We start from the raw sequence: 19,010 nt of genomic DNA on the forward strand, positions 1-19,010 counted from the left end.
CGGTCAGGGGGCCATCGCGTACGGAAGGGGTGAGGGTCAGTGGCAGGTGTTGGTGCCGCTGTCGCTGTAGGTCTGGCCTGCGACCGGTACGAACTGCCAGTCGTAGCTGTTGGAGTGCAGGGTGAACTTCAGTAGGCCCCACGCCGAGCTGTTGCGGGCCTCGCTGTTGGGCTGGATGGTGCCGAAGCCGTAGTGGCCGGCACCGCCCATCCCGGCGACGAAGCTGCGCAGACCCCGGCTGGAGTCGGCGCCACCGGCCGGGTTCATCGGGGCGAACCGCTCGTACACGTGGTTGTGTCCCCACACCACGACGTCGGCGTTGTAGTCGTAGAGGGCCTGGTACAGCGGGCGCGTCGACGTCGACGGCGCGTGGTTGGAGCTGGACGTGAACAGCGGGTGGTGCCAGTACGCGATGGTGCACGGCTTGCTGCTGGCGGCCAGGTCGGCGCGCAGCCACTGCTCCTGCGTCGAGCCGGCCGACATGCTGATGTTCGAGTTCAGCGACACGATGTGCCAGTTGCCGAGGTCGAACGAGTAGTAGCCGCGACCGCTCGGGCCGGCGGACGTACCGAAGTAGTTGTAGTAGCCGGTCGCGCCCGACGTGTTGTAGTCGTGGTTGCCCGGCGACGGGCGGGTGCGGGACTTGTGCCGACCCCAGGTGGGCTCGTAGTAGCTGTTGAACTGCGACGCCGTCCCGCTGTCGTAGACGTTGTCGCCGGTGGTGAAGACCGTTCCTGGGATGTTGTCGAGCAGCGTCGCGGTGGCGCTGTCGCCGGAGCCGGAGTCGGCGATGTCGCCGGCACCGACGAACACCGGGTCGCCCGACGGGGGCGGCGTGGTGGTCCCGGTGGTGACCACCAGTTGCGGAGCGTCCGCGCCACTCTCGCGCGTGTCGTAGTAGGCGCCGTCACCGCTGGTCGAGGTGGCGCCGAAGCTGTACGTGCCGTTGCCGGTGACGGCGGCCGTGACGTCGACCTCGTACCAGGCGTTGCCGCTGACCGCGCCGATCGTGCCGAGCGTGGCCCCGTCGATGGCCGGCTGGTTGTTCCAGGTGGTGCCGGTCTCCGACCAGGTCGTGTTGGACATCCGGCGGAAGGTGCCACCGGCGTCGCTGCCGCTGTTGCCGCTGATCGTGCGCAGTCGCAGCTTGGCGCCGGTCACCGTGCCGCTGACACCGCTCACGGTGAAGCGCAGGAACGAGCGTCGTACGGGCGAGTTGTCGACCACGACCTGCGTGGACGTGCCGTAGTTGGTGGCGGCCGTGTCGCTCTGGACGTAGGTGTCGGCGACCGGCGTGAAGGTCACGCTCGCCGCCGACGCCGCGCCGGCGCCGGTCACGACGACGGCGGCGGTCGCGGCGACGACCACCGTGACCACCCCCAGCGTCACTGACGGGCGGGGAAATCGAATGTCCATCCAGGACTCCTTACCTCGTGGTAGAGCGCAAGGAATGTAGGAAGGTCGATGAGCCGGCGGGCGACGGCCGGATGAACAGTGCGTCCCGGCAGGCGAACACCTCGGTGTTGAGGGCACGTTCATCCGTCCCTCGCCCGGATGCCACCCGCGGTCCGTTGTGCCCTCCGCACTGAGTACGGACGATGGCTGCCCGTCAGCCGTCGATCCGAGGAGATGCTCGTGTACCTGTCGACCGTCTCCCGACCGGTCGCCGACCAACCCGGATCGGGGCCCCGTCGGCGGTTCGCGATGGTCAGCGGCAACGTCGTCGCGCTCGGCACGGTCAGTCTGATCACCGACGTGTCGGCCGAGATGGTGGCCGCGGTCCTGCCGCTCTATCTGGTGCTGGGCCTGCACCTCAGCCCGGTGGCTTTCGGCGTGCTGGACGGCGTCCACACCGGCGCCACCGCGCTGCTGCGCGTCGTCGGTGGTTTCGCGGCCGACAGGTTCCGGCGGCGCAAGCTGATCGCCGGCGTCGGGTACGCGCTCTCGGCGGTCGCGAAACTCGGTCTGCTGCTCGCTGGCCGGTCGATCCCGGCGATCGGCGCGGTCATCGCCGTCGACCGGCTCGGCAAGGGTGTGCGGAGCGCGCCGCGCGACGCGCTGATCACGCTCTCCACGCCGCCCGAGGCGCTGGGGCGGGCGTTCGGGGTGCACCGGGCGATGGACAGCGTCGGCGCGTTCCTCGGACCGCTCGCCGCGTTCGCGGTCCTGCTGGTCGTCGGGCAGTCGTACGACGCGGTCTTCGTCACCAGCTTCTGCATCGCCGCCCTGGCCGTCGTGGTGCTCGTGCTCTTCGTCCGGGAGCGGCCGGACGGCGATGCACCGGACGGCGAGGCAGCGGGCGCGGCGGCGGGCGGCGCGGCGGCGGGCGGGCCGGACGACCCGAAGGTCTCCGTCCGCGAGGCGTTCGGTCTGCTGCGCGGCGGGCCCGCCAGACGGCTGGTGCTGGCCGCCGCGATGCTCGGGCTGGCCACCATCGGGGACGGCTTCGTCTACCTGCTGCTGCAACGTCAGGTGGACCTCGGCCTGCGCTGGTTCCCGCTGCTCGCGGTGGGGACCAGCCTGGCCTACCTGGTGCTCGCCGCCCCGCTCGGCGTGCTCGCCGACCGGATCGGTCGTCTGCCCGTGGTGATCGGCGGCTACACCGCTCTCGGTGCGACGTACCTGCTGCTGGCCGGGCCGGTCGACGGTTGGCCGCTTGTCGCCCTGGCGTTGACGCTGTACGGGACCTTCTACGCGGCGACCGACGGCGTGCTCATCGCGCTCGCCGGCCCGGTGCTGCCGGCGCGACTGCGGACCACCGGAATCGCCCTGGTGCAGACCGGGCAGGCCCTCGCGTACCTCGTCTCGTCCGTGCTGTTCGGTCTGGCCTGGCAGGCGTGGGGGCCGGAGAACGCGATCCGCGCGGCGGCCGTGGCCGTCGCCGGCGTCCTGGTCGGCACGCTGCTCCTGCTGACCTCCCCGTCCCGACTCACCACCCGGAAGGTGCCCCGATGACCGCGATGTCGACCCGAGCGAAGCTCGGCGTGGTGGTCGCCTCGGCCGTGCTGCTGGGCGCGGTGGCGGCCGGCTACGCCGCCACGGCCGCCGAGGCCCCCGAACGCCGCCGTCCGCCAGTGGCGGGCAGGCGGTCACCCTGGCGCCCGGGCCACGCCTGCTGGCGATCACCGACCGGCACGTCTCCACCGTCGCCGCGACCGACCCCGCCGGGCCGCGCACCGTCGCCGGCCTGGAATGCCTCCGGGTGTACGCCGCGGCCGGCACCGGGGTCTGCCTCAAACCGGAGACCGCGTGGTCGTACCAGGTTGTCGTGCTCGACGCCGCGCTGCGCCAGACCCGGGCGGTAAGTGTGCCGGGTCTGCCGAACCGGGCCCGGGTCTCGGCGTCCGGCCGGATGGTCTCCTGGACGACGTTCGTCGGTGGCGACTCGTACACCTCCAGTGGCTTCTCCACCCGTACCGGGATCCTCGATGCCCGCACCGGCGCCACGGTGGCCTCGCTCGAGGAGTTCGGGATCACCAGGGACGGCCGGGGCTACCGCAACCCGGACGTCAACTACTGGGGCGTCACCTTCACCGCCGACGACAACCGCTTCTACGCGACCATGTCGACGGGGGGTAAGAGGTACCTGGTCCGGGGTGACCTCGCCGCCCGTACCGTCGAGACGCTGAAGGAGAACGTCGAGTGCCCGTCGCTGTCACCGGACGGCACGCGGCTCGCGTTCAAGGAGGCGGTCGACGCCGACCCGGCGAAGGGTTGGCGGCTGTCGGTCCTCGACCTGGCGAGCATGCGGGTCACCCCGACCGCCGAGACGCGCAGCGTCGATGACCAGGCCGCGTGGCTGGACAACGGCAGACTCGCCTACACGCTGCGCCGGGACGACGGCCAGCCCGACGTCTGGGGCGTCCCGGCGGACGGGTCCGGCACGCCGACGCTGGTGATCCCCGGTGCTGAGTCGCCGTCCCCGCTCACCTGACGGTCCGACCCGGGCCGGCGGTCCGGACACCTGAACGCCTTGGCGCGGACAGCATCCCGTCATGTCGGATTCCGCCCCGCACCCATCGCCGTTCATCGACGTTCCCGAGGCTGTTGACCATGACAAGGCTGAGTCGTCGCATATTCGTCCTCGGTGGACTGGCAACCGCCGGCGTCGCGTTGACACCCCGCCAGGGTGCCCTCGCCGCGGTGCCGTACCCCTTCAAACTCGGTGTGGCGTCCGGCGATCCGGCGCCCGACAGCGTGGTCCTCTGGACCCGGCTGGCACCGTCGCCGCTCAACGCCGACGGGCAGGGCGGCATGGCCAACGCCGACGTGACAGTGGAGTGGCAGGTGTCCACCACCGACCGGTTCACCTCGCTGGTCGCCTCCGGCTCGGTGGTCGCCCGCTACGCCGACGCGCACTCGGTGCACGCCATCGCCGGCGGGCTCGCCGCCGACTCCGACTACTACTACCGGTTCCGGGCCCAGGGCCAGATCTCGCCGGTCGGGCGGACGCGGACCGCCCCGGCGCCCAGCTCCTTCGGCCGCGACCTGGTGATGGCCTTCGCCTCCTGCGCCCACTACGAGGCCGGCTACTACACCGCCTACCGGCGGATGGCAGAGGACAACCCCGGGCTGATCCTGCACCTCGGCGACTACATCTACGAGGGTGGCGTCGGCAGCTCCACAGTGCGGCAGCACGTCGGCTCCGAGATCGTGTCGCTTGCCGACTACCGCCGCCGGTACGCGCTCTACAAGTCCGACCCCGACCTGCAGGCGGCGCACGCCGCGGCACCCTGGCTGGTCGTGCCGGACGACCACGAGGTGGAGAACAACTACGCCAACATGGTCCGCAACGACAGCAGCCCCACGCTGACCGCCGCCCAGTGGACCGCCCGCCGGACCGCCGCGTACCGGGCCTACTACGAGAACATGCCGCTGCGGCCGGCCTCCGCCGCCAACGGCAACAGCATCCCGCTGTACCGGCGCGTCCGGTGGGGACAGCTCGCCACCTTCCACATGCTCGACACCCGGCAGTTCCGCGACGACCAGGCCTGTGGGGACGGCTGGAAGGTCTGCGCCGACGCGGACCTGGCCTCCCGGTCGCTGACCGGCGCCGCCCAGGAGGCGTGGCTGCTCGACGGGCTGGCCCAGCGCTACGGGACCTGGGACATCCTCGGCCAGCAGGTCTTCTTCGCCCAGCAGTTGGACGCGAACGGGGCGGCCAGCATGGACGCGTGGGACGGCTACCGGGCCTCGCGCAGCCGGATCCAGACCGGCTGGCAGCAGCGCGGTGTGCGCAACCCGCTGGTGCTCACCGGCGACGTGCACCGGTCGTGGGCCAACAACCTCAAGGCCGACTACGCCAACCCCTCGTCGGCCACCATCGGCACCGAACTGGTCTGCACCTCGATCAGCTCGACCGGCAACGGCAGCGGCAGCACCACGGTCCCGAACGCCGCGGCCAACCCGCACCTGAAGTTCTACTCGGACCGGCGCGGCTACGTCCGTACCACGATCAGCCGCAGCCAGGTCCGTGCGGACTTCCGCGCGGTGAACTCGGTGACCGAGCACGGCGCGGCGGCGTCCACCGTGCGCTCGTTCGTCATCCTCGACGGCCAGCCCGGCCTGCAGGCCGGGTAAGGGAGAGAACCACCATGACCGCAATCACCGCACTGCTCACCGCGTCCCTGCTGGTCCCGAACATGGTGCTCGCACCGACCGCGATGACCGCCGAGGCGGTCACCTGGACGACCGCGAACAGCGTCGCCACCGGCGACCAGGACCTGCCCTCCATCGCCATGAACCGCAACGGTCACGTCGCAGTGGTCTGGGAGGACGACCGGGACAGCACCGCCCCGGAGGACGACACCCACAGCGAGATCTACCTGCGGCTGTTCCGCGACGGCACGCCCGCGTACGAGCTGAAGCTCTCCAACGGCGGGACCAGCGGCGCCGCCTGGCGGCACATCAGCCCGGACGTGGGGCTCGACGACAAGGGCAACGCCGTGGTGGTCTGGGCCGCCGACGGCGACGGCAACGGCGTCTACAACATCCAGTACCGGGTGGTGTCGCCCGCCGGAGCGGTGCTCGGCTCCGGGCAGGCCAACGCCAGCGACGCCGGGCAGCAGATCTGGCCGAAGGTCGCGGTCGACCCGGACGGCGCGCCCACCAACGCCGCCGTCGGCTTCACTGTGGTCTGGGAGGACGTGCAGGGCACCGCTCCCGCCACCGTCAAGGCCGCCGGCTTCACCGCGGCCACCACCAAGGCGTACGAGGTGACGGCCTCGCAGACCACTGGCACGCACCACCGTCCCGATGTGGCGGTGTCCGCCTCCGGCGAGGCGCTCGTGGTCTGGGACGAGGACGCCGACGCGAACGGGTCGTACAACATCGGGCTGACCCGGTTGGCCCGGTCCAACGGTGCCGTGGCGCTGTCGCGGCGGACGGCGAACGCCCAGAGCGGCGGCCAGCAGCAACGTGCCTCGGTGGCGGCGAACTTCGCCGGTGACTTCACCGTCGGGTGGGAGTCCGACCACACCGGCGCCCGGGGCGTCTGGGCGCGATCGTTCACCGTGACGGGCGCGGCCCGGCACGACGAGGTCCAGGTGTCCACCGGAACCGGCGCCATCGCCCCGGGGGTCGGCATCGACGACCAGGACAACATCGTGGTGGGCTGGACGGTGTCCGGCGCCAACCCGGACGTCTGGGCGCGGGGTCTCAACCCGGACGGCACGTCCACCGGCCGGCTGGCCGCCCAGGCGCTGAGCCAGACCACTACCGGTCGCCAGGAGCACTTCGCGGTCGCCGCGTCGCCCTGGGGTGAGGTGAGCGTCTGCTACACCGACGACAACGACGGCAACACCTTCGACCAGGTGCTCCTCGGCCTGGGGACGACGAACTCCACCTGGCTGATGTCCGCCGACGAGCTGCGCCGGCTGAAGGCGCGGGCGGGCGTCACGACCCACTGAACGGGTCAGCTGGCCCGGGCTCGGACGGCCCGGGTCAGCCGCTCGTACAGCACCAGGGCGGCGAGGAAGGCCGTCAGCAGGCCGAGGGCGGCCAGCGCGGGCAGGATCCGGGCCACCGGCAGCAGCAGGAGGACGACGCCGATCGCGACGAGCTGATCCGGCGCGCCGCGTACGGTCAGCCGGAGGAACAGCAGGCGGCCGACGAGGTAGACCGCGACCCCGCCGTAGAGCACCGTCGTCGCCGGCCATCCCATCGGCTCCCCGGCGAGGAGTCGAGGCTGATCGGTCAGGCTCGCGAGGATCAGGTGGATGCCCAGGGCGAAGTAGACGACCCCGGCGACCAGCGGCAGGTGCGCCAGCGTGTACGCGTCCGACGCCAACTGCTGGCGACGGCGGGAGCGCGGCGAGGCCGAGGTCAGCACCTTCGCGGCGGCCGGGGCGACGCCCACGAAGTAGAGCCACCACAGGCATACGGTCGCGGCGAAGCCGAAGACCGCGGCCAGCAGCACCGGCCAGGTGAGCACGGACAGGCCCGCGCCGGCCCCGGCCGACAGCAGGGACTCACCGAGCACGATGATCAGCACCAGGCCGTGGCGTTCGGCGAAGTGGGCCCCGCTGCGGACCTCCCCGAAGCTGGCGGCTGTGGCGATCCGCCCGCCGCCGTAGTCGACGAGGAACGCCACGGTCCACAGCACGGTCTGCGCGGTCCCGCCGAGGATGGCTCCCACCAGCAGCGGGACCCAGGCGAGTGTGGTGGACGCGGCGAAGCGCAGCGTCTGGCGGCGGTACTGCGGGTTGCCGGACGTGGAGTAGGCCTCCACGGCGAGGTGCAGCCCGCGGACCACGATGTAGGCGACGGCCAGGGTGAGCGGCGGGCTCAGCGCCCCGTCGTTGCGGTGCCAGGCCTGCGGGATCACCAGCGCGGCCACGAAGATCGCCGCCATCGCCGCGAGCATCCCGGCCAGCACGGGTCCGTTGTCCGCGCGGACCTGATTGCCCAGCCAGGCGTAGCAGCTCCACGCGTACCAGAACCAGAGCAGGAGCAGCAGCCCCTGATAGAGGGTGAGTGGGCTCAGCGACTCCGCCATGAAACCGATGAGCCGCGTCAGCGCGAACACCAGGACCAGGTCGAAGAAGATCTCGAAGGTGGTGGCCCGGTGTGCCTCCTCGACAAGCACCGGCCGGGACCGGTGGACGCGGCTCATCCGTTCATCCTGGTCTGCCGACCACCCGGGCCGGGGGTCAACGCGCAGCTGCGACCGGATCAGCCGAAGAGCAGGTCGAGGTGGGCGTCCAGCGCGCCCAGCGCCTGCTCGGCGGTGTACTGCCCGCCGAGCAGGTAGACACCGAGCCCCTCCATCAGCGCCAGCAGGCCGGCCGCGGCGGCGGCGCCGTGGCGGTCGGGCAGGATGCTGGCGATGAACCCGGTGAACTGCGCGGTGTCCTCGTGCAGGCCGGGCGCGGCCGACGGTCGCACCGCCGTGTAGGCGAGGAACGCGAGCGCCACCCGCCCGTCGTCGCGGGTGTGTTCGTCGAGCGGCAACAGCGCGGCGAGCATCGTGCGCAGCAGCAGCCGAGGCGACGGGTTCTCGCCCAGCCGCGCCACCGCGTCGGTGACCCGGAGCTGGCTGCGCTCCCGCACCACGCTCAACGCGAACGCCATCATCTCGTCCTTGGTCCGGAAGTAGTGCTGGACCATCCCGGCGGACACGCCGGCCGCGGCTGCGACGTGTCGGAGGCTGACGGCCTCCAGGCCCTGGTCCGCGGCGACCCGCATCAGCGCGTCCGCGATGAGGGTGCGTCGCTCCTGGTGATCGACCTTCTTGGGCATGGCCTCGATCGTTTCACAGTGGGTGGCCCGGACCCCCGCCAGCGGCGGCGGTCACCGGCTGGCGGTGGTGGTGGCGGGAGTGCCCCGCGCGCTGCGCAGCAGGCCGTCCGGGTCGTCGGCGTACAGCCGCAGCTCATTCATCGGCGTCGACCCGGTCCTGGGCAGGTCGAAGGTCAGCGGCCGGCGGAGCAGGACGTCGATGCTCGTCTGGCTGCCGACCGAGATGGACACCACCCGGCGGTCGCCCTCCTGCTCGACCTGCACCGACTTGCTCGACGGCAGCGAGCGGTAGCGCTTGCGCAGGGCCTCGACGTCGGTCCACGGAATCCAGATGTCGATGCCCGAGCTGAGGCGCACCCGCAGGCCCCGGTCGCCCACGACGTGGGGATGGATGGTCATGCTGGCGAACAGGCCGATCATCCAGAGCAGACCCCAGATGCCGAGACCGAGCACGATCCAGCGGGCGGGCCGCCACGGCACCACGTGGGTGACGACGATGTCGAAGATCGGGATCTCCACGACCGACAGGCCGATGAAGATGCCCAGGATCGGCTTGACCACGCCGAGGTAGCCGAACGGCTCGTCGCCGGGCCCCAGCGGTAGTGGGCGGCGGCGCGCCCAGACGTACAGGCTGCGCCACATCGCGGCCTCGGCCTCGGCCGCCCGCCGCAGCAGCGGGCCCACCCGCGCCCTGGTCGGTGTCTTCGGGTCGGTCATTGTCGTCCTTCTCGCTCGGGGCCGACGGTCAGTGCAGGGTGACGGTTCCGGCAGCCCCGTCAACTGTGACGAGCTGCCCGGTGGAGATGGTCCGGGTGGCGTCCGGCACGCAGATGACTGCGGGAATGCCGTACTCGCGGGCCACCGTCGGGCCGTGCGCCATGATCGCGCCGGTCTCCGTGACAAGCGCCGCCGCGGTGAGGAACAGCGGGGTCCAGCCGGGGTCGGTGGTCGCGGCCACCAGGACGTCGCCGGGCTCGATGTGGGCGGTGCTCGCGTCGTGCACCACCCGGGCGGGGCCGGTCACCCGGCCCGCCGACGCGCCCACTCCGGAGAGCGTCCCGTCGCCGGTCGGCGCCGCCGACAGGACGGTCTCGACGTCCGTGCCGTCGGAGAGCAGCGCCACCGGCACCGTCCGACGCCGCAGCTCCCGGCGGTGCACCGTCCGTCGGGAGGTGACGGTGCCGCGCAGATCAACACCCTGGTGTACGGCGGTGTGCACCTCGTCGAGGGTCAGGAACATGATGTCGGCGGGCTGGTCCAGCAGCCCGGAGCCGTGCAGGTCGGCGCCGATGAGCAGCAGTTGGCGGCGCGTCTCGCGCAGCGGGTACAGCCCGGCGAACTTGCCGGCCTCGCGCAGGCCGGCCAACGACCGCGCCCTGCGCAACAGGAAACCGGCGACCCTGCCCCGCACCGGACGCCGACGGCGGGCTCGCGTGACCAGCTCCCGCAACGCTGTCTCCGCCGCCGACGCGGCCCGCTGGAAGCGCTGGTCGGGGCCCTGTCGCGGGTCGGTGACCCGTAGGTAGTTGGCGACCGCGGCGAAGACCGGTGTGGGGTCCTCCGCCCAGCGCGGCACCCCGAGGTCGACTTCGGCGACGCCCCGGTGACCGTAGACGTCCAGGAAGGCCGCCATGCCGATCTCGGGCAGCGCCCCGCGCAGGTAGCGTGCCGCCAACTCGGCCGGCGGGGTGTCGCGGAGGAGCTGGCGGTGCTCGCCCGCGCCCTGGGCGAGCCGCCACAGGGCCAGGTCCATCTCGATGGTGACGTTGTGCGGCATGCCGCCCAGCACGGTGTGGATCTCGTCCGGCCCGGCGACGCCCTTGAGCAACGCGGTCGGCAGCGCGGCGGCGAGCATCCCGGCGACGATCGGCCACATGATCGCGTCGGCGCTGTCGTCGGCGTTCCGCGCCTGCACGAAGCGCAGCCGGTCAGCGGCGGTACGCAGGTCGGCGGGGGCGGCTGAGCGTACTCTCATCTGCTCGATCGCCTCGAACATCCGGGTCCGCGCGGCATCGGGACGGGCCAGCGCCCGCACGATCCCCACCACCGCGCGACCGGCCGTCCGCAGCGACGCTGCCCCCGATGCCCCGCCGCGCCCGGCACCGCCGCTGGTCGGGGCGAACCGGGGATCCGCCAGCACGTGCTGCATCACCGCCTGGGCGCGCGGCCCGAAGTCGACAGCCAGGAGCTTCACCAGTCGCTTGCGCGACGACCTGTCGCGCGAGAGGTCGGTCAGGTCGCCGTAGAGGCGTCCGCCGATGTCGACGATCTCGACCCGAACCCCGAGCGCGGCGAGCATCGCGGCGATCTGCGTCCGCAGGGTGGACATGCCCATCGGGGTGACCGGTTGCAGCATGCCCTGGACGTGCCCGAACTCCAGGTAGACCCGGGGGAGGGGCTTCCCGCTCGGCGGTGGGGCCGGGAACAGGCTGGTGATCGGCCGGGACTGGAGGAGCCACAGCACGTCGTCCGCGTCGATCGCCCACTCGACATCCTGTTGGCAGCCGAAGTGGGCCTGCAACCGCTCGCCGGTGGCGCGGAGGCGGGTCAGCTGCGCGGACGTCAGGCATCCGGCGTCGTCGCGCGTGACGTCGTCGAGGACGTAGTGGTCAACTGCCGCCCCGCCGTCCACCACAGTCGTGCCGAGGCCCGGAGCGGCGTCGACAGCCATCTCGTCGCGGCGCCCGGTCAGCGGGTTCGCGGTGAACAGCACCCCCGCCACCGTGGGTGTGACCATGCGCTGCACCACGACTGCCATCCGCACCGCCCGGTGATCGATCTGGCGGGCGTCGCGGTAGGCGGTCGCGCGGTCGCTGTGCAGCGAATCCCAGCATTTCTCGATGGCCGCGATCAGCTCGACGGCGCCCGTGACGTCGAGGACGGTGTCCTGCTGCCCGGCGAAGCTCGCGTCCGGCAGGTCCTCGGCGGTGGCGCTGGAGCGTACCGCCACCGGGCCGGCGCCGAGCCGCTCGTACGCGGCGACGACCTCGGCCGCAGGGATGACGCCGAGCCGGTGCGCCTCGGTGGTGACGCAGAAACCGTCGGGGACCTGCTCGCCGTGCCGGATCAGCTCGCCCAGCCCGGCCGCCTTGCCGCCGACCAGGTCGGTCATGGCGGCGGTCACCTCGGACAACGCGATCACGTGCATGGGGAGCCCACTCTCATTGCAATACGACTGCATTGCATCTGACCGTAGCTCGTTTGCGATGCGACTGCAATGCCTCCTTGCTCGGCTGCGGCCCGCCGCCGGGAGGTTGCCGGGATCTGCCATGCTCGGGCCGGTGACGACCGGCCGCCCCACCAGAGCCCGTTCCCACCGCCGCCCTCGAAGCCGTGCCATCCGGGTCCTCCTCGCGCTGGTCGCGGTGGCGGCCCTCCTGGGCGTCGCGGTGGTCGCGGTGCCGATGCTGCGACCGGCCGGCCCGCGCCCGCTCTTCCAGATGCCGGTCTCCTGCGGCGAGACGTGGCAGCTCAGCACCTACCCCGGTCACGACGACTACGACGTCGACTTCTTCCCGACCGAGGGCGAGACGTGGGGGCGCCCGGTGCTCGCGTCGTACGCCGGCACGGTCACCGTGGCGGGCATCAACGGATCGCTGGGTGGCCGCACCCCGGAGAACCCGGAGGGCCCACGGGGGCGTGGCGGCGGCTACTGGGTGAAGATCGACCATGGCGGGAAGTGGGAGACGCAGTACCTGCACATGCTCGAACCGCCACTGGTCACGGTCGGCCAGAAGGTCGCCCAGGGTGACCAGATCGGGCGGCTCGGCAGCACCGGCAACTCCGGCGCACCGCACCTGCACTACGAGCAGCGCCGTGGCTGGGACAAGGTCGAGACCTACTTCGACGGTGTGGCGTCGGGCATCACCACCGACGAACGCGAACAGATCCTCCGGCGGGTGAGCAACAACTGCCCGGCCGTCTCCTGAGGAATGCGGTTTGCCCGGCACGGCTCGGGGCACTGATTCCGGAGACAGTTCAGACGCAGGGAGGAGCCGGCCATGGTCAAGGGTGACGTCGACACGTACCACGAGGACGGACAGTGGAAGAACAAGCCGGAGGGCCACGAGCGGGCCACCAGCACGCATGACGTGAAGGCCGACGCGCAGGCCCAGGGCCGCGAGATGGCGGCCGACCGCGGCGTCGAGCACGTGATCAAGAAGCAGGACGGCACGATCGGGGAGAAGAACACCTACCCCCGCAGCCGCGACCCCCGCGACATCGAGGGCTGACGGCCTCCAGTCTCAGCGGACCGACCTCCTCGGATGACCGAGGAGGTCGGTCCGCTTTCACGTGGTCGAGCACTGGGCCGGCTTTATCCCTTTGCGAGAAGTATGGGCGTTTTAGGGCGATATAGTGCAGATCGGTACTGGAGTGAAAGCTGGGAGTGGGCATGTCGTTTCGGGGCCGGCGTCGTCCGAGCAGCATCGCAGCGCTGGCGGTGGCCGTGACCGTGCTAACTCTCGCGGTCGCCCCACTCCCGGCATCGGCGGCCGGTTCCGTGCTGTTCGACCAGCCCTTCCACAACAACACCGCCAACGGCATCGGCGCGGTGGCGGTGCCAGCCGTGCCCGGTCTCCTCGCCACCAACGCCGCCTGCCTGACCGCAGCGGGCAACTCCACCACCGGCCCGCTGCTCAGCTGCACCAGCTCCACCGACCCGCAGGGCTCGGGCAAACTACGCCTGACCCCCGCCGCCATCACCCGGCAGGGCGGTGTGTTCGGCGCGGCGAGTGTGCCCACCTCGCAGGGCCTGCACGTCAGCTTCAACACGTACCAGTACGGCGGAAACAACCCAGGCGCGGACGGCCTCGCCTTCGTCCTGGCCGCCGTCGACCCGGCCAACCCGAGACCCCCGTCCACCCTCGGCCAGCCGGGCGGCTCGCTGGGCTACTCGGCCGCGTTCAACGGTGTGTCGGCGGGCCTCTCCAACGGCTACCTGGGCATCGGGCTGGACGTCTTCGGCAACTTCAGCAACAGCACCTACCAGGGGACCGGCTGCACGAACCCGCCGTACATCTCGACGACCAACGGGCGGGTCCCCGGCCAGGTCGTGATCCGTGGGCCGGGCCGCAACGGGGTCGGCTACTGCGCGATCAACAGCACCGCCACCACCACGTCCTCGGCGGCACTGGCGTTGCGGGCCGCCACCCGGCCCGCCTCGGTGGTGCCGGTCGAGGTGGTCGCCAACACCACCGCCTCGCCGTTCACCACCGACACCGGCATCACCGTTCCGGCCGGGGAGTACCGGGTCAGGTTCACCCCGGTCGGCGGCGCGGCGCGGACGCTGTCCGGCAGCCTCCCGGTCGTGTCGCCCAGCCTGTATCCGTCGCCGACCTGGTTGAACGTCAGTGGCTACCCACGGCAACTCGCCTTCGGCTGGGTGGGCTCCACCGGCTCGGTCACCGACTTCCACGAGGTCGACGAGGCCCGGGCCGTCACCTTCAACCCGGTGCCGGACCTGAACGTGGCGCAGACCAGCGCGGTCGGTGCCACCCCGCAGCCCGGTGACCCGGTCACCTACTCGATCACCGCCGGGGTCGACGCCGGCGCCACCGAGACGTCGCCGATCTCGGTCACCCAGACCGTGCCCACCGGTGTCGTGCCGCGCGCCGCGTACGGTTCCGGCTGGGTCTGCGCCGCACCGTCCGGCCAGACCGTCACCTGCACCAACAGCAACGGCCCGTTCGCCGGCGGCACCACCCTGCCTCCCATCACTGTCGTCGCGACAGTCACCGGCACCGGCGTGACCCCGACACAGATCCAGACCGCGACGGTGGCCACCTCGTCGTCGATCGACGCGAACCCCGGTCTCGCCACCGGCACCACGCCTGTCGTGCCGGCCACCGCGCCCAGCGGCGTCACCGTCACCCCGGCCCAGAGCTCGGTCTCCGGGGGCATCCCGGTCACCGTCGGCGGCAGCAACCTCACCGGGGCGACCGCGATCACCATCGGTACGGCCGCCGAACAGCAGGCCGGCACGTCGGTGCTGCTGGTGCCGTGCACCTCCGGCCCGGCCGCCGGCTGCTTCACAGTGAACCCCGACGGCACCCTCGGCATCTCCGCCATGCCCGCCCGGTCCAGCCCGGCGACGGTCACGGTCAGCGTCGTCACCCGAGGCTCCGCCGGGTCGGCGAACTTCGTCTACGCGTCCACGCCGGGCACGCCGACCACGCCGACCGCGGTCGCGGGCGTCACCAGCGCCACCGTGAGCTGGACCGCGCCGGCGAACAACGGCAGCCCGATCACCAGCTACCTGATCACCCCGATCCGGGACGGCGTCACCCAACCGACTGTCACGTTCGACGCCTCCACGACCAGCCGCACCCTGACCGGGCTGACCGCCGGCGCGTCGTACACCTTCCGGGTGGCGGCCGTGAACGCGTTCGGAACCGGCGCGGCCAGCCCACCCTCGGCGGCGGTGGTCCCGTACACCCTGCCGGGAGCGCCGACGAACGCCTCGGCCACCGCGGGGACCAACGCCGCCACGGTGAGCTGGACGGCCCCGGCCAACGGGGGGTCGCCGATCACCGGTTACACAGTGACGCCCTACCTCGGTGCCGTGGCACAGACACCCCGGGTCTTCAGCGGGACCGCCACGACCCAGATCGTCACCGGGCTGACCGCCGGCGCCACGTACACCTTCCGGGTGGCCGCGACGAACGCCGCCGGGACCGGCCCGCAGTCAGCGCCCACCGCGGCGGTGACTGTCAACGCGCCGCCGACGCTCACCTTCCCACCGCCCCCACCCGGCAAGGCGTACGACCCGTACCAGTACCAGCTGACGGTGACCGGCGGCACGGGCCCGTTCACCTGGGCGGTCAGCGCCGGCAGCCTGCCCGCCGGGCTGACCCTCGACCCGGTCACCGGCCTGCTCTCCGGCACGCCCACCGTGTCCGGGACGTTCCCGTTCACCGTCCGGGTGACCGACGCGTTCAACCAGTCCGCGACCCGACCGGTCGACCTGGTCATCACCCCGCTCGGCGGGCTCTCCATCAGCGTCCCGGCGGTCTCCGCCCTCGGCACCGTCACCTCGGGCACGACAGGCGTCTCGGGCCAGCTCGGCCCGGTGACCGTCACCGACGACCGCGGGCCGTTCTCCGGCAACTGGGTGAGCGTCGTCTCGAGCACGAGCTTCACCACGGGTTCCGGCTCGGGCGGCGAGACCATCCCCAACAGCAACATCACGTACGCCTCCGGGGCCGCCGTTGCCAGCACCGGCGTCGGATCGTTCGTCCCGCAGCCGGGGGCGGTGCTGAACACCCCGCGTACGGCCGCCGGGTGGTCCGGCCAGGCCGGAGGCCCGAACTCCGCCACCTGGAACCCCACCCTCTTGGTGACACTCCCGTCCGGGGTGGTGGTCGGCGACTACGTGGCGGTGGTGACGCACTCCGTCATCTGAGCCAGCCCGTCCCCTCCAGACGTCGCTGCCCGGCCGTTCCCAGGGAACGGCCGGGCAGTCTCTGGTTTGCTGACGTCAGGCCAGCTGGGTCCGGTGCCGGCGGACGAGATACCAGCCACCAAGGCTGACCAGCACCAGCAGGGCGATCCCGCCGACCGTGTAGACCAGCCAACTCGGCCCGCTGGAGGTCGAGACCGTCATCGGTGCCGCGACGGGCAGGACGATCTTCCCCGTCGCGGTGCGCTCCACGGTGCCGCTGGCGAGCTTCGCGTGCACGTCCCAGGTCCCCGCGGGCAGGGCCTGGTTGACCTCGATCCGGACCTGGCCGCTCTGGCCGGGCAGGATCGTCACCCCGTTCGTCACCTTGAACGGTCCGGCCTGGACCGCCGCCTTGCGCAGCGACAGGGTGCCGGTCATGTCCAGTGCGCGCTCGCCGGTGTTGGTGACCTTCGCGGTGACCACTGGGAACTCGCCGGTGCCGGGCTCCGCGGCCAGCCCTTCGATACGGAAGTCCGTCGGCGGCTCACCGCCCGGACCGATATCGAGGTAGACCCGGATGCCGACCCGGTGGATCTGGGTGACGTTGCCGGTGCGTTCCTTCGCGCTGGTGACCTGCGCCCAGATCGCGGCGTACCGCTCGCCCTTGGACGCCTTCTCCGGAACGGCGATCTCGACCTCGACCGGACGTCGCTCGCCCGGGTCCAGCTCGATCGCGGCGGCCTTGACCCGGATCCAACCGCTGAGTTCGTTGCCCGCACGCCCCTCGGGCACGGTGAAGGCGTTGTTCTCGACCGACGCGGCGCCGGAGTAGAACTCGACTTTCTGCGTCTCGCCGGAGGTGTTCTGCACCTCGACCCGGCGGTGGATCGTCGTCCCCGGCTTCAGGTGGTCCACGATGTAGACCTGGGCCCGGGGGTCCTGCACCCGACTGGCCGGGATGTCCAGCATGCGGATGCTGATGGCGGCTTCCTCGGCCGGGTCCTGTCGTTGCTCCCGCACGGCAACGGCTGGTGCCGCCGAAACCCCGAGCGCCACGAGGGCGACCGAGGCCAGCAGCACCAGCCGGCCGAGCGGCTCAGAACACCGAATGTGTCACCGTCCCCGTGTAGACACCCTGGACGGTGCCGACGGGCACGTTCACCACCAGGGTGGGGTTCCAGGAGGCGAAGTTGTTGCCGGTGCCGCCGGTGTGGGTCATCGCCGTCCGCGGAACATTGATGATCACCTGCTGGGCGGCGGTCGGCTGACCCGGTGTGAAGGTGCCGCCACCGGCGGTCGCCGTGGCGGGACCGGACCAGTACAGGACGTTGATGTTCGGGATGGTTTCCCCGGAGGAGCCGCCGCCGGTGATGAAGTCGGTGGAGATGACGTTGGCGGTCCAGTTGGGGGTGAGTGACCCGCGCTGGTCCAGCACGGTGACCGGGCCGAGCTGACCGGTGATGGTCGAGCCCTCCACGCCGTGCCCGATGTTCGCCGTCGCCGGCACCGTGATCGACAGACCACCGGCGGCGTCGACGGTGAGGGTCACGATCGTGTCGCCCGTCGTGTCCGCGGCGGCCGGGCCGGCGAGCGCGACGACGGCGGCTACGCCGGCCAGGCCCGCGAGAATCTTTCTACGCATCGAGTCTCCTTTGTGCTAAAGAACCCATAGGAAGCATTTGGAGACTAACTACGCAAAACGCCCAGACGGGGGCGAATGGCACGAGGGTCACCCGGTCGTCGGTCAGTGATCGTGCTGATCCTGGATGTGGTGGCGTCCTGCTCGCGGCCGTCGCGGAGGGCGCGCATGGCAAGGGCCCGGCGCCGTGCTGGCCGCCGAGCCCCCGCGAGCAGATTCAGGCCGCGACCACGTACGGGAACGTGGCGGAGCGGGCGGCCTTGGTGACGTCCGAGGTGAGGCCGGACGTGGTGCCGGTGTTGAGGACCAGGGAGAACATCACCTCGGGTGCGTTGTCGGCCAGGGTCCGACCGTTGCGGATCGCGAAGCCGAAGTTCGCGGCAGTGCCGACCTTGTACGACAGCAGGTCGGGGTAGAGCTGCCGGGCGACGCTCCAGCCGTACGCCTGCGGGTCCGGGGCGGTGCCGTTCGCCTTGACGACCCCGGCGACAGCGTTCGCGATCTCCTCGCCGCCTTCGGTGAGGTCGCTGCCGGGGTGCCGGAAGTTGGCGGGGTTCGAGAAGTCGGTGTCGTGGGGCCAGAAGATCGGCCACATCATGGGGTGGCCGGCGCGGTTGATCTGACGCCATCCGCCGGCGTCGGTGGCGAGCATGGTGCGGCACCACACGCCGATCTCGGTGCCGTCGCGCAGCAGCGGCTCGTCATGAGAGACCTCGAGGACGATCGACTCGACTGTGGTGCCGGCGAAGCTGTTCTTGGCCTGGTCGACCCGCCACGCGGAGCGGTCCACCCGTGAGCCGTTCTTGACCGCGCCGTTGATGGTGGCGAGTTCGTCGAGGTCGATGAAGAAGGGGTCGGTGATCCGCCCGGCCCAGATCCGGACGTTGCTGCCGGTCGTCACCTCGCCGGTCCGCCCCTGGGCGATCGGGGTGCCCATCGCGGCGTCGTCGCGGGCGTCCGCTCCGGTGAGCTCGTACAACTGGAGGGCCTGCCGGGCGTCGCCGTCCGGCTCGCCGAAGGCGAACCGGTAGGTCAGGTCCTCCACCTCGGTGCCATTGATATGAATCTTGATCTCGTAGCGCGCCTCGGCGTGGAAGCCGCGCTTGATGTCGGCCTTGGTCACCGAGCTGTTGACGTCCATGACGAACACCGTGGCGCGGTCGCCGTTGAAGACGTACAGGTCGTCGATGTACAGCTGGCCGCCCTGGGCGGCGAGGGGCGTATCGAGGTGGTGCGACATGAGCTCACTCC

General features: G+C 71.5%; 15 protein-coding genes. 7 read left to right on the plus strand and 8 right to left on the minus strand.

The features are described 5' to 3' along the window. Nucleotides 1-36: 36 nt before the first annotated feature. On the minus strand, nucleotides 37-1,416 hold the full coding sequence (locus ACQP0U_RS09440; RefSeq protein ID WP_433317576.1) for a CBM96 family carbohydrate-binding protein: 1,380 nt from the start codon (nucleotides 1,414-1,416) through the stop codon (nucleotides 37-39). Between the two features lie 219 nt (nucleotides 1,417-1,635). Between ACQP0U_RS09440 and ACQP0U_RS09445 the strand changes: the two genes are divergently transcribed. The 4 genes from ACQP0U_RS09445 (at nucleotide 1,636) to ACQP0U_RS09460 (ending at nucleotide 6,908) form a co-directional block, all read left to right on the plus strand. Next, nucleotides 1,636-2,955, plus strand: coding sequence for an MFS transporter (locus ACQP0U_RS09445; RefSeq protein WP_433317577.1), 1,320 nt, complete (start codon nucleotides 1,636-1,638; stop codon nucleotides 2,953-2,955). 247 nt (nucleotides 2,956-3,202) lie between these two features. Continuing rightward, nucleotides 3,203-3,934, plus strand: a complete 732-nt coding sequence (locus tag ACQP0U_RS09450; protein WP_433317579.1) for a TolB family protein — start codon at nucleotides 3,203-3,205, stop codon at nucleotides 3,932-3,934. 119 nt (nucleotides 3,935-4,053) lie between these two features. Then, nucleotides 4,054-5,580, plus strand: a complete 1,527-nt coding sequence (locus tag ACQP0U_RS09455; protein ID WP_433317581.1) for an alkaline phosphatase D family protein — start codon at nucleotides 4,054-4,056, stop codon at nucleotides 5,578-5,580. 14 nt (nucleotides 5,581-5,594) lie between these two features. Further along, nucleotides 5,595-6,908 (plus strand): hypothetical protein, encoded by a 1,314-nt coding sequence (locus tag ACQP0U_RS09460; protein WP_433317583.1) that lies wholly within the window; start codon nucleotides 5,595-5,597, stop codon nucleotides 6,906-6,908. Between the two features lie 5 nt (nucleotides 6,909-6,913). Here the strand turns inward: ACQP0U_RS09460 and ACQP0U_RS09465 are convergent, their stop codons facing one another. Genes ACQP0U_RS09465 through ACQP0U_RS09480 form a run of 4 tightly spaced genes read right to left on the minus strand, consistent with a single transcriptional unit; the run spans nucleotide 6,914 to nucleotide 11,887 of the window. After that, a complete protein-coding gene (locus ACQP0U_RS09465) occupies nucleotides 6,914-8,113 on the minus strand; it encodes a low temperature requirement protein A (RefSeq protein ID WP_433317585.1) in 1,200 nt (399 codons plus the stop codon). A gap of 59 nt (nucleotides 8,114-8,172) precedes the next feature. Then, nucleotides 8,173-8,739, minus strand: coding sequence for a TetR/AcrR family transcriptional regulator (locus ACQP0U_RS09470; protein WP_433317587.1), 567 nt, complete (start codon nucleotides 8,737-8,739; stop codon nucleotides 8,173-8,175). A gap of 51 nt (nucleotides 8,740-8,790) precedes the next feature. After that, nucleotides 8,791-9,456 (minus strand): PH domain-containing protein, encoded by a 666-nt coding sequence (locus tag ACQP0U_RS09475; protein WP_433317589.1) that lies wholly within the window; start codon nucleotides 9,454-9,456, stop codon nucleotides 8,791-8,793. A gap of 28 nt (nucleotides 9,457-9,484) precedes the next feature. Further along, a complete protein-coding gene (locus ACQP0U_RS09480) occupies nucleotides 9,485-11,887 on the minus strand; it encodes a PEP/pyruvate-binding domain-containing protein (protein WP_433317591.1) in 2,403 nt (800 codons plus the stop codon). 121 nt (nucleotides 11,888-12,008) lie between these two features. Here ACQP0U_RS09480 and ACQP0U_RS09485 point away from each other — a divergent pair, with 121 nt between their 5' ends. The 3 genes from ACQP0U_RS09485 to ACQP0U_RS09495 all read left to right on the plus strand — a co-directional run bounded on the left by ACQP0U_RS09485 (nucleotide 12,009) and on the right by ACQP0U_RS09495 (nucleotide 16,141). Next, nucleotides 12,009-12,668 carry a M23 family metallopeptidase gene (locus tag ACQP0U_RS09485; RefSeq protein WP_433317593.1) on the plus strand — a complete coding sequence of 220 codons (660 nt, stop codon included), beginning with the start codon at nucleotides 12,009-12,011 and terminating at the stop codon, nucleotides 12,666-12,668. Between the two features lie 72 nt (nucleotides 12,669-12,740). Next, on the plus strand, nucleotides 12,741-12,971 hold the full coding sequence (locus ACQP0U_RS09490) for a DUF2188 domain-containing protein (protein ID WP_366611463.1): 231 nt from the start codon (nucleotides 12,741-12,743) through the stop codon (nucleotides 12,969-12,971). Between the two features lie 161 nt (nucleotides 12,972-13,132). Then, on the plus strand, nucleotides 13,133-16,141 hold the full coding sequence (locus tag ACQP0U_RS09495; RefSeq protein ID WP_433317595.1) for a fibronectin type III domain-containing protein: 3,009 nt from the start codon (nucleotides 13,133-13,135) through the stop codon (nucleotides 16,139-16,141). 75 nt (nucleotides 16,142-16,216) lie between these two features. On the opposite strand, the gene ACQP0U_RS09500 is transcribed toward ACQP0U_RS09495, so the two are convergent. The 3 genes from ACQP0U_RS09500 to ACQP0U_RS09510 form a co-directional block, all read right to left on the minus strand. Then, nucleotides 16,217-17,200 (minus strand): hypothetical protein, encoded by a 984-nt coding sequence (locus ACQP0U_RS09500; RefSeq protein ID WP_433317596.1) that lies wholly within the window; start codon nucleotides 17,198-17,200, stop codon nucleotides 16,217-16,219. A gap of 16 nt (nucleotides 17,201-17,216) precedes the next feature. Beyond that, entirely contained in the window at nucleotides 17,217-17,762 is a 546-nt protein-coding gene (locus tag ACQP0U_RS09505) for a hypothetical protein (RefSeq protein WP_433317598.1), read from the minus strand. Between the two features lie 214 nt (nucleotides 17,763-17,976). After that, nucleotides 17,977-18,999 carry a DUF4331 family protein gene (locus tag ACQP0U_RS09510; protein ID WP_433317600.1) on the minus strand — a complete coding sequence of 341 codons (1,023 nt, stop codon included), beginning with the start codon at nucleotides 18,997-18,999 and terminating at the stop codon, nucleotides 17,977-17,979. Nucleotides 19,000-19,010 lie beyond the last annotated feature (11 nt).

The organism is Micromonospora sp. CA-269861, assembly GCF_050948505.1.
In the GTDB taxonomy this organism is placed as follows: domain Bacteria; phylum Actinomycetota; class Actinomycetes; order Mycobacteriales; family Micromonosporaceae; genus Micromonospora.

What these genes read in the sequence shown, in the direction of transcription:
- ACQP0U_RS09485 (WP_433317593.1), top strand. Translation starts at nt 12,009, where the DNA reads ATGCTCGGGCCGGTGACGACCGGCCGCCCCACCAGAGCCCGTTCCCAC.
- ACQP0U_RS09505 (WP_433317598.1), bottom strand. Translation starts at nt 17,762, where the DNA reads ATGCGTAGAAAGATTCTCGCGGGCCTGGCCGGCGTAGCCGCCGTCGTC.
- ACQP0U_RS09470 (WP_433317587.1), bottom strand. Translation starts at nt 8,739, where the DNA reads ATGCCCAAGAAGGTCGATCACCAGGAGCGACGCACCCTCATCGCGGAC.
- ACQP0U_RS09490 (WP_366611463.1), top strand. Translation starts at nt 12,741, where the DNA reads ATGGTCAAGGGTGACGTCGACACGTACCACGAGGACGGACAGTGGAAG.
- ACQP0U_RS09475 (WP_433317589.1), bottom strand. Translation starts at nt 9,456, where the DNA reads ATGACCGACCCGAAGACACCGACCAGGGCGCGGGTGGGCCCGCTGCTG.
- ACQP0U_RS09480 (WP_433317591.1), bottom strand. Translation starts at nt 11,887, where the DNA reads ATGCACGTGATCGCGTTGTCCGAGGTGACCGCCGCCATGACCGACCTG.
- ACQP0U_RS09440 (WP_433317576.1), bottom strand. Translation starts at nt 1,416, where the DNA reads ATGGACATTCGATTTCCCCGCCCGTCAGTGACGCTGGGGGTGGTCACG.
- ACQP0U_RS09455 (WP_433317581.1), top strand. Translation starts at nt 4,054, where the DNA reads ATGACAAGGCTGAGTCGTCGCATATTCGTCCTCGGTGGACTGGCAACC.
- ACQP0U_RS09465 (WP_433317585.1), bottom strand. Translation starts at nt 8,113, where the DNA reads ATGAGCCGCGTCCACCGGTCCCGGCCGGTGCTTGTCGAGGAGGCACAC.
- ACQP0U_RS09510 (WP_433317600.1), bottom strand. Translation starts at nt 18,999, where the DNA reads ATGTCGCACCACCTCGATACGCCCCTCGCCGCCCAGGGCGGCCAGCTG.
- ACQP0U_RS09495 (WP_433317595.1), top strand. Translation starts at nt 13,133, where the DNA reads ATGTCGTTTCGGGGCCGGCGTCGTCCGAGCAGCATCGCAGCGCTGGCG.
- ACQP0U_RS09460 (WP_433317583.1), top strand. Translation starts at nt 5,595, where the DNA reads ATGACCGCAATCACCGCACTGCTCACCGCGTCCCTGCTGGTCCCGAAC.